Annotated in this window: 9 protein-coding genes; 5 read left to right on the top strand and 4 right to left on the bottom strand. The window is 34.8% G+C overall.

Going from position 1 to position 14597, the window contains the following annotated elements; genetic code table 11:
* Window positions 1–1206 precede the first annotated feature (1206 nt).
* A complete protein-coding gene (locus ACP6PM_RS29310; protein ID WP_426590410.1) occupies window positions 1207–1605 on the bottom strand; it encodes a response regulator in 399 nt (132 codons plus the stop codon).
* A 146-nt stretch (window positions 1606–1751) separates the two neighbouring features.
* Window positions 1752–2390 carry a hypothetical protein gene (locus tag ACP6PM_RS29305; protein WP_293103599.1) on the bottom strand — a complete coding sequence of 213 codons (639 nt, stop codon included), beginning with the start codon at window positions 2388–2390 and terminating at the stop codon, window positions 1752–1754.
* Window positions 2391–3992: 1602 nt separating this feature from the next.
* Between ACP6PM_RS29305 and ACP6PM_RS29300 the strand changes: the two genes are divergently transcribed.
* Entirely contained in the window at window positions 3993–4361 is a 369-nt protein-coding gene (locus ACP6PM_RS29300; RefSeq protein WP_426590409.1) for a hypothetical protein, read from the top strand.
* 43 nt (window positions 4362–4404) lie between these two features.
* Here ACP6PM_RS29300 and ACP6PM_RS29295 read toward each other — a convergent pair whose 3' ends face one another.
* Together ACP6PM_RS29295 and ACP6PM_RS29290 are read right to left on the bottom strand one after the other, a co-directional pair.
* Window positions 4405–5340, bottom strand: a complete 936-nt coding sequence (locus tag ACP6PM_RS29295; RefSeq protein WP_426590408.1) for a TauD/TfdA family dioxygenase — start codon at window positions 5338–5340, stop codon at window positions 4405–4407.
* A gap of 141 nt (window positions 5341–5481) precedes the next feature.
* Entirely contained in the window at window positions 5482–7245 is a 1764-nt protein-coding gene (locus tag ACP6PM_RS29290) for a pentapeptide repeat-containing protein (protein ID WP_426590407.1), read from the bottom strand.
* Between the two features lie 781 nt (window positions 7246–8026).
* Here ACP6PM_RS29290 and ACP6PM_RS29285 point away from each other — a divergent pair.
* The 4 genes from ACP6PM_RS29285 to ACP6PM_RS29270 all read left to right on the top strand — a co-directional run bounded on the left by ACP6PM_RS29285 (window position 8027) and on the right by ACP6PM_RS29270 (window position 13621).
* Window positions 8027–8674 (top strand): DUF3386 domain-containing protein, encoded by a 648-nt coding sequence (locus ACP6PM_RS29285; RefSeq protein WP_426590406.1) that lies wholly within the window; start codon window positions 8027–8029, stop codon window positions 8672–8674.
* 95 nt (window positions 8675–8769) lie between these two features.
* Window positions 8770–9012 (top strand): NifU family protein, encoded by a 243-nt coding sequence (locus ACP6PM_RS29280; RefSeq protein ID WP_426590405.1) that lies wholly within the window; start codon window positions 8770–8772, stop codon window positions 9010–9012.
* A gap of 543 nt (window positions 9013–9555) precedes the next feature.
* Entirely contained in the window at window positions 9556–11499 is a 1944-nt protein-coding gene (locus ACP6PM_RS29275) for a response regulator (protein ID WP_426590404.1), read from the top strand.
* A gap of 55 nt (window positions 11500–11554) precedes the next feature.
* Window positions 11555–13621, top strand: a complete 2067-nt coding sequence (locus tag ACP6PM_RS29270; protein WP_426590403.1) for a PAS domain-containing sensor histidine kinase — start codon at window positions 11555–11557, stop codon at window positions 13619–13621.
* The last annotated feature ends 976 nt before the right edge of the window (window positions 13622–14597 follow it).

Below are 14597 nucleotides of genomic sequence, written 5' to 3'. Positions count from 1 at the left end.
ACCTAATCACCAACCCCCTACAAATAGTTAGATTATTGCTTAGGAGTCAGGTAGGGGAGCCATCGGATTAACTAAGTACAGGAGGACAGAGGCAGAATAAATAGCTTAAATATCATTTATGAGGAAATAGCAAAAAATAAATTATCCAATTTTTTAACTATACCTATTTGTTTTGCTGCCTAATTTCTCTACTCCCTAAATTCAGGGTAATTGTAGATTTTTTTATTTGTAAGTCCATAGATTTAATCTCCCTTTTTAGTCAAAGAGATATAGTCGCTTCAATAATTAATAATTAATTATTAATTATTAGCTGTTCTTTTTAAGAAGAGGATTGGTTCAAAGGAAATTTTTTTCTTCTCTTGGTCGATTGGATATAGCGCACTTCGGAGCGGCTCTGCATTCTTCGGGAAACCTCGCCATCCCAACCTACGGGAAGCTCCGCTTTTAATGTCGGCGATAGCCGTTAACGTAGTTGTGCGCTAGCTAAACGACCGCTTTTTCTCCTATTAGGAGAGGCTTTAAACCTTAATTTTTCGGTAAAGTATTTTAATTCCCCTTATTATTCGTAAGTATAGAAATTCCCATACTGGTAAGGTACACGCATTCGTAATTTTTAGCAAACACTTAACTAGGAATAGGGAATAGAATAGAAATCCGGAGCCTGAAAAACGCTATATCTTTTTTGAAAAAAAGTCTTGCTACGCTTATTACCTTGATTTTCCCAACTGATAAAGTTATTAATTATAGCAAAGTTTTTGATAATTGATATTAACTATCTATAGGGGGTGGTGGTGCATAGTAATGGTAAAGGAAACACCGGGAATGTGGGGAGATAGGGAGATAGGGAGATAGGGAGATGGGGAGATGGGGAGAAATTAAAAAATATATATCCTCACCATTACCATGCAGAACTACCCTATAGGGAATGTATCTTATTTATTCACAAAAAAAAGCTGTTTGTGCAGCATGACAAACGGAAATGCTGACCCCTAATAACTGAATACTCAGAATTAGTGAGATATATAAGTTTTGAATTTTAGCTAATAAGGAGGAGGGAAAAGATCAGACAGAAAATCAAAAAGATACTATATTCCATTAATATCATAACAACTATAATAGACTAAAAATTAACCCACGAAAATCAATAATTTTTAGTAATTATATTCCTTTAGATGTATTTAAAATTTTCAGTTATTTTATTCTTACTTATAAACCTTTCTTAGCTTTATATACTTCCAGACATTCTTGAACCACATCCTTGAGTTCTTGAGGAGAACAAGGTTTAGTTACACATTTAAAAATATCAGCCTGTTGTATCTCATCAACTTGAGAATTTATTTGTTCTTCTGCATAACCACTTAACAAAATCCGAACAGTATCAGGAAAGCTATCTTTTGTTTTTCTGAGAAATTGAATACCCGTCATATCTGGCATACTTTGGTCAGAAATAATTATAGCCATTTCCCCTTCAACTTCGAGAATTTCCATAGCTAAACTAGCATTTTCTGCCCTAAACACTTTAAATTGACGCCTAAAAGTCCGATAGAGTAAATCTAAATTATTAGGTTCATCATCAACAACCATTAACTTAAGTTTTTCCGACATTGTTAAATTTCCACAAAATTAGTACTCTACAAATTTTAGTATCTATAGTTCATAAAAATATAGTCAAATATGACATATCCTCATTTGGTCAGTGTTACCCCTTCAGATCAATTGAACTATTAATCTAAAACCTTCTTAAAGCTAATTTATTCTTGGCGTTGGTCAAAATGTTCTCGACCCGAAACATTTTTCATTGCCTCTAAAGCTGCTCGAGAACCTGCCAAAATATCCCGTTCTTCTCCTCCCAAATAAAGCCTTCCAAAACTACCCACCGCTTGAATTTGTAAGATATTAATTAAAGCAGCTTTTTCTGCTTCATTGGCCGCTAAAGCAGCATAGGCAGCAGGTTGGACTTCCAGCACATACAGAGTTTGGCCACCCAAAATCATCTGGCCACGACGATTACGATTAATCAACTGTGCTTGGTGGGAATCAATATTACGGATCACCTGACTAGAGACAATACGAGGTTTTAGGCGATCGCGTTCCTGCACTTCCAAAGCTTGCAAAATTGCTTGACCAGCAGCTTTTGTATCTCCCTGACGACTCGAATGAATTTCCAGCAAACCATAAAGTCGTTCCACAAACTGTACCCCAGGCCGAACTGAATTAGATTTGAGGGCCACATCTGTAATGCGATTAATTTCAATACCTGGAGAAATTTCTACCCATAGGGAAGTATCACCTGGTAATGGTAAAAAGCCAAGAGCGACTGTACCAATGTAGGCCGCGTGCTGAGGTTGCAAGTTGTCTATAAATACATAACTGCGCAGTTCTATACCCAAGGCTTAAATCTCCATGTACGGGGATGAAATTACATTCTTAGTCGTCGTCATTATATGTCAAGGGTTTCTCTTAAGTCAAAAGTTAAAAGTAAAAAGTAATTCTACTTTGAAGAGTAAATCTAGTTGCTTGATATCTAATACTAATGAGATATAGTCATAGTAAATTAGTCAAATTCAGGAATGAATCACACAGAAAAGGGAAAAAAATAAATCAAGAATCAACCAAAGCAAATAACTATAGATATAGGTAGCAAGTGGTATTCAATAAACTACAGTTGGACATAAATTTGGCATCTTTTAATAGACATCTCCAGAAAATAAAATTGCCCTTTATTTAGGATTATATATAGTTGTAAAAATTCCTCACAAAATTCTTTTTAGTACTTTTTTACCTAAAAATATATTACTTTTTCCCTGTTCCCTGTTCCCTACATAGACATCTCCAGAAAATAAAATTGCCCTTTATTTAGGATTATATATAGTTGTAAAAATTCCTCACAAAATTCTTTTTAGTACCTTTTTCCTAAAAAAATATTACCTGTTAAGTGTTCCCTGTTCCCTACATAGACATCTCCAGAAAATAAAATCGCCCTTTATTTAGGATGATATATAGTTGTAAAAATTCCTCACGAAATTCTTTTTAGTACCTTTTTCCTAAAAAAATATTACCTGTTCCCTGTTCCCTGTTTCCTGTTCCCTACTCTGACAAAAAGTCTATATCTTTTTCGGAGATGTCTAATGTAAGTATTCAGCCATTAGCCTAGCGGTCAGAAAACAGAATTGAATTAGAAATAATTTTCAGGGATTTGTAGTCAGATCATTTTCTGTCAATCTCTTGAGAATAATTATTAGGAAAAAGGCAGTGCTGTTTCATACTAAGCTGTGCCATTTTATGTATTGAGGAAGCAGGTTATTTCAAGCTTTAGGAAATTTAATCTTTCCCTGTCTGAAAATCAATAAATTCATTGCCGAAATCTAGAATGAAATGACCCTGGGAAAAAGGTAATTAGCTGATAGCTAAAATCTAAATACTTACCTTTTAATTAGCATAATGTAGCGGTTCTGATATTTATGAAATACAGTATTTTTTTCTATTGCCTATTCCTGAAAATCCAAAACTTGTGTATATCACCAATTTGATCGATTCTATATATTTTTACTCCAGAGCTAAATTTTACTATAATTAATTTTTTAGCAATACTTACAGCACTTTTCAAAGATACTAAGGTCATTTCAGTTATCAGTTATAGCGCTATGCGCTAGGGAATAGGGAACAGGGAACAGGGAACAGTTGACTATCAAAAGGTTTCAGGATTTAGAAATGTCCGCGCCCTATTTGCGTAGTGCTATATCAGTTAGCCTCCTATGGTCGGAACTGCGCAATTCAGTACCTCTAGCTGAAGCATCGGGATTGACATCAGGAATAGTCTCTTTTCTCGAGGGGAGATTTGTACTAAATATGTTTCTCAAAAACAGCAACAATTACAAAGCATTAGGTATTCACAAATTTCCGCAAAACAACAAAAAGAATATTTACAAGCTAGCCAAGAATTAACTAATAATATTTATGCCGGACTAGATTTACAGTCAGAAATTTTAGCAGTGGAAAATCAAAGATTAGGAGATACTTTATTTATCGGGAAAAATGGTAATTTAGAAGGATTTGCTGTTTGTCATTATGGTGCAGGTACTGAAGCAGGAAGTGATACTTGCTATATTAAATTTGGTGCAGTTAATTCAGGGAAAAAAGGGAGCGAACGCTTTGCACAATTATTGAATGAATGTGAAATATTTAGCAATATTATTGGAATGTCTAAACTGATAGCTGGAGTCAACACAAGTCGTCACCAAGCCTACCTTCAAATATTAAATATGGGGTTTAAAATTGATATTTTAGGAGTAGCAATGCACCATCCTAACGAACAAGGTTATAATCGTCCGGATATTTATGTTATCGATGACTCACGGTAAAAAAATTGTCAGCATTCAGCGATGAGTAGTCAGCTCTCAGCTTTTAATTTTTCCTTAACCTGTCTTGTACAAATGTGATTAAAAATAAGATAAAAAATACTAACCAACTCCTGAATTTTCTTTGAAACTTAGCAACAAACCAGGCATCAATACAAACACCCCAGATATGAAACCAAGGGAACCATCCAGTCCAGATAGTTTCAGAAGTAATAGGATGAGAACTAATTGCCTGCATCGGACAAGAAACAATTAAGTTATCATTAATAAGCCACTCAGTCTGTCGCCCTGAATCACGACATTTTGCTTCGACTAAACCCTTATTCTGAGTGTTAAATACAGCCTTCCAAGATTTAGCATAACGAAACCAAGGCCACTGCCATAATCGCACATCAAATAATTTTTTCTGTATACTTACCCAATAAAATTTCGTGACCAAATTGGTATGGGAAAACTTCTGCTGTAACTGTTCGGGTAAATCTAATAAAACTGATTTCATATCAATAACTGGAGTTTCCCCTCCACTTTTAGCAACTTGAGGCGAAAAAAATAATATATAAGTAGGTCTGTCTGATGGCGAGTAAGATAATTCTGTATGACCAGCAATTGGCAGATAATTTGGTAATTCAGAAGCAGTCCAAACATATTCAGCAACTTTATGACGAGGTGCCCCACCAGGATATTGATTTTGCAGATTGGGAAAAATATTCAATCCCACCTGTTGAAACTGGTCAGGAGTTTTCACCTCATATCCCCTAATAACCACAGCACCATAATTTCTCAGAATAGACTTGAGTTCGTGCCGATAATTTTTGAGATAATCAAGTAAGGAATTAAAATCAGTGCAGTTTGGTTTAGCAGTTACCAGAGAAAAACTTTGATTAAATTCTTTATGCGATATATTGTCTTCATTCAGTTTCATTGTTGTTGCTGCCAAAATATTGCCTTCAAGGAAATTATTGCCAAGTAGGAGTTTGGTCACCAAACCCCCACTAACTGACCAAAAAATTAGGTCTCAAACCTCCCATTTCAAGAGGATAAAATCAAGAAAATTCAGTATTTCAAGTCTCCTACTTCAGATTTGAGGTATTGATAACTGATAACTGATAGCTGAAATGACCATCTATTCAATCAAACTACCATCAGGCATAATTGCACCTTGCAAATTAGCACCCTCCAAATTTACATTTTCCAGGTTTGCACCTAGTAAATTAGCATTCTTCAGGTTCGCTCCCTTCAAGTTAGCTCCCTCAAGGTCAGCATCCAGTAGCTTAACCCCTGCTAAATTTGCTCCGACTAAATCTACTCTCCTGAGACTAGCATCTTTTAAAGTCGCACCTCTGAGGTCTAAACCTCGGAGACTAGCACGATGCATCTTTGCACCACTTAAATTAGCTCCTCTTAAATTAGCTCCCTTTAAATTAGCTCTAGTGAGATTAGCATCATTGAGATTAACACCATGGAGATTAGCAGCACGCAAATTAGACCCATGTAAATTTGCACCAGATAAATTAGCTTGCCGTAGGTTAGCACTTTCTAAAACTGCTCGACGTAAACTTGCTCCACCAAGAGAAGCTCTTTCCAATGTGGCATTTTGCAAATTAGAATGGGTTAAATTTGCACCTTCTAAACGAGCGCGAGACAAATTTGCTTCCTGTAGTTTAGCCTTGATTAAATTTGCTCCTTGCAATTGCGCTTCCTTGAGATTCGCATTTTGTAATCTTGCCCCCCTAAGTTCAACACCCCTCAAATTAGCTTTCCGTAAATCTGCATCTCGCAAATAAGCATCTTCAAGTTTGATAGCTGCCAAATTTTTACCACGGAGGTTACAACCGTAACATTCTGAAGTTGCTCGCAATTTAGCTATTGAGCTGTTACCAGAAAATCTTTTGATAGTCCTTTCCTGCTGAGGTCTTTCCGTTCTCTGGAAATTCGTTTGATATCGTTGCTGTCGGAAAACTGTTAAACTTGTCGCCAAGACAGCAAGAGCAGCAATACTAGCAACTCCCACGATAGCAGATGCTTTTACAGGTTGCATTGCCATCGCCACATTCTTAAAATTAGCAGCATCACCAAAAACAGGAATTGGTTTGAGTGCAGCTAAAGCTGCTGCTGCATTTTCAAAGCGATCTTTGTCGTTAGGAGATACCATTTTTTCTAGCCACATTGTGAATAACGTACTCAGTTGTGGCGTTAATTTTTTGACATTAAAGCGATAGTTGCGGTCAATTAATTTTTTGACATCTGTACTAGGAGTACCTGTCAGTAAGCAGATTAGAGTTACACCCAAACTATATAAATCAGAATTAATAGTGACTGTGCTATTCAATTCTTGTTCTGGTGGCATAAACCCAGGTGTACCACTAAAACCCTCACTCAAACTATCTTCTATTCCCATACGCGCAGAACCAAAATTAATTAAATATGCGGTAGGAAATTTATCACCGTTGGAGTAAGCGCCAACTAATATATTTTCTGGTTTAATATTACCATGAATAATTGGTGGCGTAGACTTTTGTAAATAAACTAAAATCTCTAAAATTGAAATAGCAATTTGCTTAATTTGTTCTGGAGTAAAACTTCTTCTTTCTGCTAAAGATTTTCCCTCTTGATATTCTGTAATTAAACAAAATCCTTCAGAAGTTTCTAGGGCATCAATATAGTTGGGAATACGGGGATGTTGTAGTTGTTTGAGAATTTCTACTTCCCGTTCATAAGCTTCAAATCCTGCCCAATTAGCTTCACCATCTGCAAAACGAAATTCTTTAATGACAACTTCTTGGTCTTGCTTGAGAGCTAGTCCCTGATATGTAACTTCTCCTTGCTGTTGGTGACGTTCCATTTCTCTAATAATTTCATAGCCGTGACTGGAAAGGTCTTGTTTCATATTAATAGTACCACCGTATTTTTTCTGCTTGTCAATGGGGGGGCTGATGCAAAAATTATATTTTTATTATTGTATCATGTTTTTTATTTAGTAGCAATTACAAATTCTCAGCGTAATTGTTAACAATTCTAATTTTTTTTTATTTCCTCATAAAAAAATCTGCTATATCTCCGACTTTCCATTTTTTCATAAGTTAAAAATTGTGATGTTTACAGGATTTTTCAGATAGATAACCTCACGTTACAATCAAAATCTTGTAGGGACTTTCCATGGGACGTCCCTATTATATTCTAACCATAAAAAAACTCCTGTATAGTTAAATAAAGCTGAATAACAGATATAGCAATCCGCCCATTGGTTGTGAAAATCTTTATAACAGTTAATTTTAACTTAAAACTCTTGAAATTCTGTACGTCGCCAATCCGACGGCTCCCCTACCTGACTCTTAACTACCACCAAAATATTACAACTGAAATAGGATTGCTATACAAGTATATTTTTGCTTTCCAGTAATTATTCCTGCTGACAAATGTTAAACTATTTTGGCACATAATACTTAGTAATTATCAAGAAATTTTGAGGGATTAAATAATAGCTAAAATCAACTATAAAATCTCGAAATTATAACTAGGTGAATCCTGACTCAGCAACTCCCAATATGCACCAAAATATTATTACTGTAACACAATTGTTATACTTGTCATTCCCTATAGTCTTAAATGCAAAAACTACTATTTAATGGTAAAATAATAGAAGATAATTTCTAGAAAACGAGGTTTCTATGACTGAGCAAAATGCTCGTGATTTATTTAAAGCTGCCTACGAAAATCGCTACACTTGGGACTCTAATTTTCCTGGTTGTAGTGCTAATATCGAACTTAAACAAGGGTCAGAAGTATACAATGGCCAAATTTGGATTAAGCCAGACTTAACTGTAGAAGTCACAGGCATCCCAGACGAAGAAGTACAACAAAGCGTTTATACCCAACTACGGGACGTAGTTACTCACCGCAAACGTTCATCATTTGAAGCATCCCACGGTAAAAATAGCTTTAGTCTTGGTAATAGCGACGGTTCAGGCGCAGTTGAAATTCTCGTTGAAGGCGATGCCATGGGGTCAAATTACAAAGTTAGAGGCAAAGAAATTTGTCTAGTCAGTCGAGTAATGGGTCGGATGGCCTTTGTGATTAACACCCATAAAAGCTTGGAGACACCAGAAGGTTGTATTGCTACTCACTATAACGCCATTTTCCGTAACCCTCAAACCAATGAAGTAATTAGGGAACTAGAATTTGAGGACTCTTATGAAAAAATTGGCAACTACTACATAATGGTTTGTCAAGTTGTTAATTCTACAGAAAAGGGTCAAAAAACAACAACTGAATTTAATTATTCTAATATAAAACTATTAGAACCAGTAGTTGTATAAAAATCTGAAATTTTGGTTTATTTCCCTGTTCAGTCAGTTAGAATTAACTATAGTTCTACTATCGGTAATAGATTCAAAAAAACAAGGAGAAAAAAATGAGTCAAGCACTAGCACTTACTAAGGAAAATGTTGAAACTGTATTAGATGAATTACGCCCCTATCTTGCAGCAGATGGTGGTAACGTCGAATTAGTAGACATTGACGGTCCAATAGTTAATCTCAGATTACAGGGAGCTTGTAGTTCCTGTCCTAGTTCTACCATGACTCTCAAAATGGGTATTGAGCGTAGACTCCGGGAAGAAATTCCTGAAATTGCTGAAGTTAATTCTGTAATGTAGAAATATTTTATCCACCCACATTATTTTTCAATGTGGGTGGTAAATTTATCAATATAAATTACACAGTTTCATCAACAATTAAATAATTAATTGGGTATTATATTGAAATATTAGTACCATATTTCTAAGTGTAAAAGTAAAAAGATTATCTGCTAGCTATAGCTTGAGGTGGTCTTATATAGCACTAAAACTAGGCATTAAGGTTTTTGACATTGGTACAAGCTGAAAAGCTATTGTAGTTAACTTTTGTATAAGTGTATCAGTCCCTGACCCATAGCGGTATAGATGTAGTGATTTACGGTGGAAGTAGGAAACATTTTAAGAGGAAACATAAAACTGCCCTAATTCCCTCGTTTCAAAATAATAATTACTTGCCTACTGGAAATTTTTTCCCTCCTCTTGTGTTCCCATATTCGGTGCTTTCTAAAATGATCAAATATTGTATATAATCTATTTGATAAACACTATTTTTTTAATAAAACTTACTTACTCAAAAAGCTGATTAAAACAACACTAACTACAATGAATTAAAACAGGCAATCAATGAAAATTTTAGTTGTAGAAGATGATAAGATTATCGCCGAAACTTTAGCTGATGCCTTAACCGAACAACTTTTTGTAGTTGATGTAGCCACAGATGGTCAAGCAGGTTGGGAGCAAGCTCAAGCTTTTAATTATGATTTGATTTTATTAGATGTAATGCTGCCAAAATTAGATGGTATTACTCTATGCCAGAAGTTGCGTTTTATGAATAAAACCATCCCTATTTTACTTTTAACAGCTCGCGACAACAGTCAAGATAAGATCAAGGGTTTAGATGCTGGAGCTGATGATTATGTAGTTAAACCATTTAATCTGGAAGAACTTTTAGCTAGAATTAGAGCATTATTACGACGGGGAAATGAGTCTGCTTCTGTCATTAAAAAATGGGGTGGTTTATGTTTAAATCCTCAAAGTTGTGAAGTTAGTTACAATGACAAACAGTTAAATCTTACTCCTAAAGAATATGAAATACTAAATCTGTTGATGCACAATACCCAAAGAGTATTTAGTTGTAGTGTAATTTTAGATCGGGTTTGGGATTTGGAAGATACACCCACAGAAGATACTGTTAGAGCGCATATTAAAGGTTTAAGACACAAATTAAAATCAGTAGATGCTCCCACTGATTTAATTGAAACTGTCTATGGTTTAGGCTATAGGCTTAAACAACAAAAGAATAATTCACCTCTAAAAAAAAGTCAAAAAAAGAATAAAACTCAACCTAATATATCTAATAAATCTCAACAAAATCTGCAACAGTCAATAAATAAAATTTGGGACAGAGTTAAGGGAAGTATAAGTGAGCGAATTGATGTGGTAGAACAAGCAGTAATAGCTGGAAAAAATGGAAAATTAGAGACTAATTTGCAACATCAAGCACAACAAGAAGCTCATAAATTAGCAGGTTCTCTCGGCACATTTGGTTTGGCCTATGGCTCAGATTTGGCTAGAGAAATAGAAACTTTATTGACAGCAGAACTACCTATTAATTCTGCAAAAAATTTTCATATATCTAAACTACTTAGCACTCTACGCAACGAGATAGATAGGTATAATAGTAATATAGATAATAAACAAACTTTAAATCAGCAACTCAAATATATTGATGCTAAATCCTCTACAGAAACTTATTTAAGTTATACAGATAATTTTTCCCAAGAATGCAAGTTATTGTTAATACTAGAAGATAATTTATTAGCTAAAAAATTACTTCAGGAAGCTGCCACTAAAAAAGTACAATGTATACTGGCGAAAAATTCTACATTACTTACAGATATAGATGCTTATATTAATCATGACTGCCACTCCCATTGCCAAGATTTATTATTTTCTGCCAATGTAGTTTTACTAGACCTTGAGATTGCTAGCAATGCTGAAAAAATATTAGCAAAATTTTCTAGTCAGATGCCATTTTTACCAGTAGTTGTACTTAATACTCAGGGAGACTTGAGCGATCGAATTAAGATTGCTAAATTAGGGGCATCAGCATATTTAACAAAGGAACTACCAGCAGCTCAAGTAATAGATGTAGTATTAGATATCTGGCGAAAAAATCAGATACCTGGAACTGTTATGATAGTAGATGACGATCGAGCAACTTTAGAGATTATTAAACATATACTAACGCAGTGGGGAATTAAAGCTGTAACCCTGAATGATGAACGATATTTCTGGAAAACTTTAGAAGATACAGTGCCAGATTTATTAATTTTAGATATAGAAATGCCACATTTTAATGGTATAGATTTGTGTAAAGTTATTCGTAACGATCCTCATTGGAATAGGATTCCTGTTGTATTTATCACAGCTCACAAATATCCTAATATTTATAATCAAGTATTTGCTGCTGGTGCAGATGATTATATTAGTAAACCTTTTAAATATTCTGAGTTGATAACTCGTGTTATTAATCGGATTAAACGTAGTCCAAGTATTGGATTTTGATAAATTAATAAATATGAAATAAATATTTTGTTAAAGTTAATAATGGTGAATAAAAATGATTAAAGATACCACTAAAAATAAAACAGATTTAATAGCATCTCTCAAAGCTAATAATGCTCAATTAAAAATGGAAATAGGGGAACGTAAACGAGCAGAAAAAGCTTTACAAGAACTGGTTAAAACATACCAAGAAACTTCTCTAAAGCTTCGCACTTTAATTAATGCGATGCCAGATATTGTTTGTTTTAAAGATGGTACAGGAAAATGGCTAGAAGCTAATAAGTCAATGCTAGAATTATTTGAGATAGAAAAACTAGATTATCATGGTAAGTCAGATACTGAATTAGCAGAAAACAGTCCTTTTTATCAAGAAGCTCTTTTAAATTGCCAATGTAGCGATCGAGAAGCATGGAACAAAAGAAGTTTGTCGAGGAGTGAAGAGTTAATTCAGAAAAAAGATGGTAGTGTAAAAGTTTATGATGTAATTAAAGTGCCCTTATTTTATGAAGATGGAAAACGGAATGGAATTGTCGTTTTAGGGCGTGACATTACACAACAAAAGCAAACAGAAAAAGCCATGAAGAGATTAGCTTCTATAGTAGAATCCTCTAATGATGCAATAATTGGTAATACTTTAGTAGGAATTATCCATAGTTGGAACTCAGGAGCAGAAAAAATTTATGGTTACTCTATTTCTGAAGTAAAAGGTCGTTCTATTTCAATGTTAGCTGTACCAGAAAGACCCAATGAAATCCCTCAAATTTTAACAAATATTACTGCGGGTATCGGTATAGATAATTATGAAACTGTACATCTCAGAAAAGATGGTAAACACATAGATGTAGCTTTAACAATATCTCCAATTAAAGACGCTCAAGATAATGTCATAGGAGTATCAACTATTGCCCGTGATATTAGCGATCGCAAACAAGTAGAACAATCTTTGGAACAACTCCGTCACCAACATCAATTAATTTTAGATTCAGCGGGAGAAGGAATTTGTGTGATAGATATGTTTTGTAAAATTTCTTTTGTTAATCCTGCTGCAGCAAAAATGACTGGTTATGCGATTAAAGAACTGGTAAATAATGACTGGAGTTTCATAATTTATGGAGGTAAAACTAACAACAAAAGTGACATAAGTTCGACACTAAAAAATACTCGAGTTTGTCCTGTTCAAACAACCTTAGAAAAAGGAATAGTTTGTCAAGTTACTGATGATTTTTTTGGGCGACGAGATGGCTCATTTTTTCCTGTAGAATATGTTAGTACACCTATTGTAGAACAGGGAAAAATTATCGGTGCGGTTGTGACATTTAAAGATATTACAGAACGACTTGCTGTCGAACAAATGAAAGATGAATTTATTTCTGTAGTTAGTCATGAATTACGCACTCCTCTAGCTTCCATTCACGGTGCTTTAGGTTTACTGAAAAGTGGATTACTAAATCAAGCACCAGAAAGAGGTGGAAGAATGCTAGATATTGCTGTTGCTAACACCGATCGTTTGGTAAGGTTAGTCAACGACATTTTAGACTTAGAGCGTCTTCATTCTAATCAAGTCACAATGGTAAAACAAACTTGCAATGTTTCTGAGTTAATGATGCAAGCGGCAAATGAAATGCAACCTATCGCAGAGAAAACAGGAGTTAGTTTATCAGTAACACCAATAGATACTAACTTGTGGGGATGCGCCGACAAATTAATTCAAACTTTGACTAACCTATTGAGTAATGCTATCAAATATTCCTCTAGAGGAAAAACAGTATGCTTAACTGCCAGCAAACAACGAATCAATCAAAATCAAGTTGATAACTCGAATAACTTGACTTCCGGGATTCACAGTGATTGTGCTGTAGCACCAGCTTATAGAATTAATTCTGGTTATCAAGTTTTGATTGCAGTCAAAGATCGAGGACGAGGTATTCCTGCTGACAAGATAGAAAGTATTTTTGGTCGCTTTCAACAGGTTGATGCTTCTGACTCTCGCCAAAAGGGAGGCACTGGTTTGGGTTTAGCTATTTGTCGTAGTATTGTACAACAACATGAAGGCCAAATTTGGGCAGAAAGTACTTTGGGAAAAGGCAGCACTTTTTTTATAACTTTACCAATTTTGGATTAAATGTATGATTAATACCAGTTTGATAAATGTTTACTACAAATATCTAGGTTTTTTTTGAGGAGTCAGAATAAATAACTTCGATACCATTTTTAGTTCATAAATTATTGAATTCGTCAAAGAGACATCTCCTGTCAAGTATTTGTATAGACCAAGATTTTCCCCAATATTTATCAATTATTATTAAAAGTTAATTAACCAATTGTTGTGGCTTTGAGGGAATTGAAGCAGATTTAATAACACAATTCGGGCTGAAAAATCGGCAAATTTTGGCTAATTTCTCTATTTTCTGACCCTCTCATCTCTTGTTCTCCTTAAATTGTTAACTCACGATACTTTGAAACAGCCCTAGCCTTTCAAAGGGGGTTAGGGGAGATGCCTTCTGCCTTACCTCCTCATGCATTGTAAGTATTCAACCGTACATGATATTATTCGCTCTTATTTGCCTCAAAATACTGAGATTTTCTGCTAAAATTTCAGAAAATGTCTTCATATAAAATGACCGAAACCTTTGCTTGTTCTCCCCATCTCCGTGTCTCCACGTCTCCGCGTCCCCCTGTACTCACCTCAGCAACCAATTTTTTCAGCAAGCCCTAAGTAGGTAGGTACGAAAACAATGCCGTATAGAGGTATTTTCAGAAATGGCAACGCCGTGGTATATTGATAATCTCAAGAACTATAATACTGGGCACCCAGTTACCTGAAACTTTTGAAATTCAAAAGGAAAATTTACCAAAGAACTAACAAGATGTACCACAAAAAAATTTATCAATTTTTCCTACTCGTTAGCCTTTCTAGCTTAACAATCATTGGTTGTTCTAACAAAGTTGAGAAACCCAAGTAGAAACCCCCAACTCTGAGCAAAAGAAACAACCAAATGAAGTGCCGAATGTGGGTTGGATTGATTGGCAATTTACAACAGAAGATACTCCTATCAAGCTTCGGCGAATTTACCCATCAATTCAAACTTGAGAGACCA

The organism is Dapis brunnea BLCC-M229 (assembly GCF_050015995.1).
In the GTDB taxonomy this organism is placed as follows: Bacteria; Cyanobacteriota; Cyanobacteriia; order Cyanobacteriales; family Microcoleaceae; genus Trichodesmium.
The sequence above is the reverse complement of the archived record's forward strand: the minus strand, read 5'-3'. Positions and strand labels throughout refer to the sequence as shown.

Coding starts and splice junctions, on each gene's coding strand:
- ACP6PM_RS29280 (WP_426590405.1), top strand. CDS start 8,770: ATGAGTCAAGCACTAGCACTTACTAAGGAAAATGTTGAAACTGTATTA.
- ACP6PM_RS29310 (WP_426590410.1), bottom strand. CDS start 1,605: ATGTCGGAAAAACTTAAGTTAATGGTTGTTGATGATGAACCTAATAAT.
- ACP6PM_RS29270 (WP_426590403.1), top strand. CDS start 11,555: ATGATTAAAGATACCACTAAAAATAAAACAGATTTAATAGCATCTCTC.
- ACP6PM_RS29290 (WP_426590407.1), bottom strand. CDS start 7,245: ATGAAACAAGACCTTTCCAGTCACGGCTATGAAATTATTAGAGAAATG.
- ACP6PM_RS29275 (WP_426590404.1), top strand. CDS start 9,556: ATGAAAATTTTAGTTGTAGAAGATGATAAGATTATCGCCGAAACTTTA.
- ACP6PM_RS29285 (WP_426590406.1), top strand. CDS start 8,027: ATGACTGAGCAAAATGCTCGTGATTTATTTAAAGCTGCCTACGAAAAT.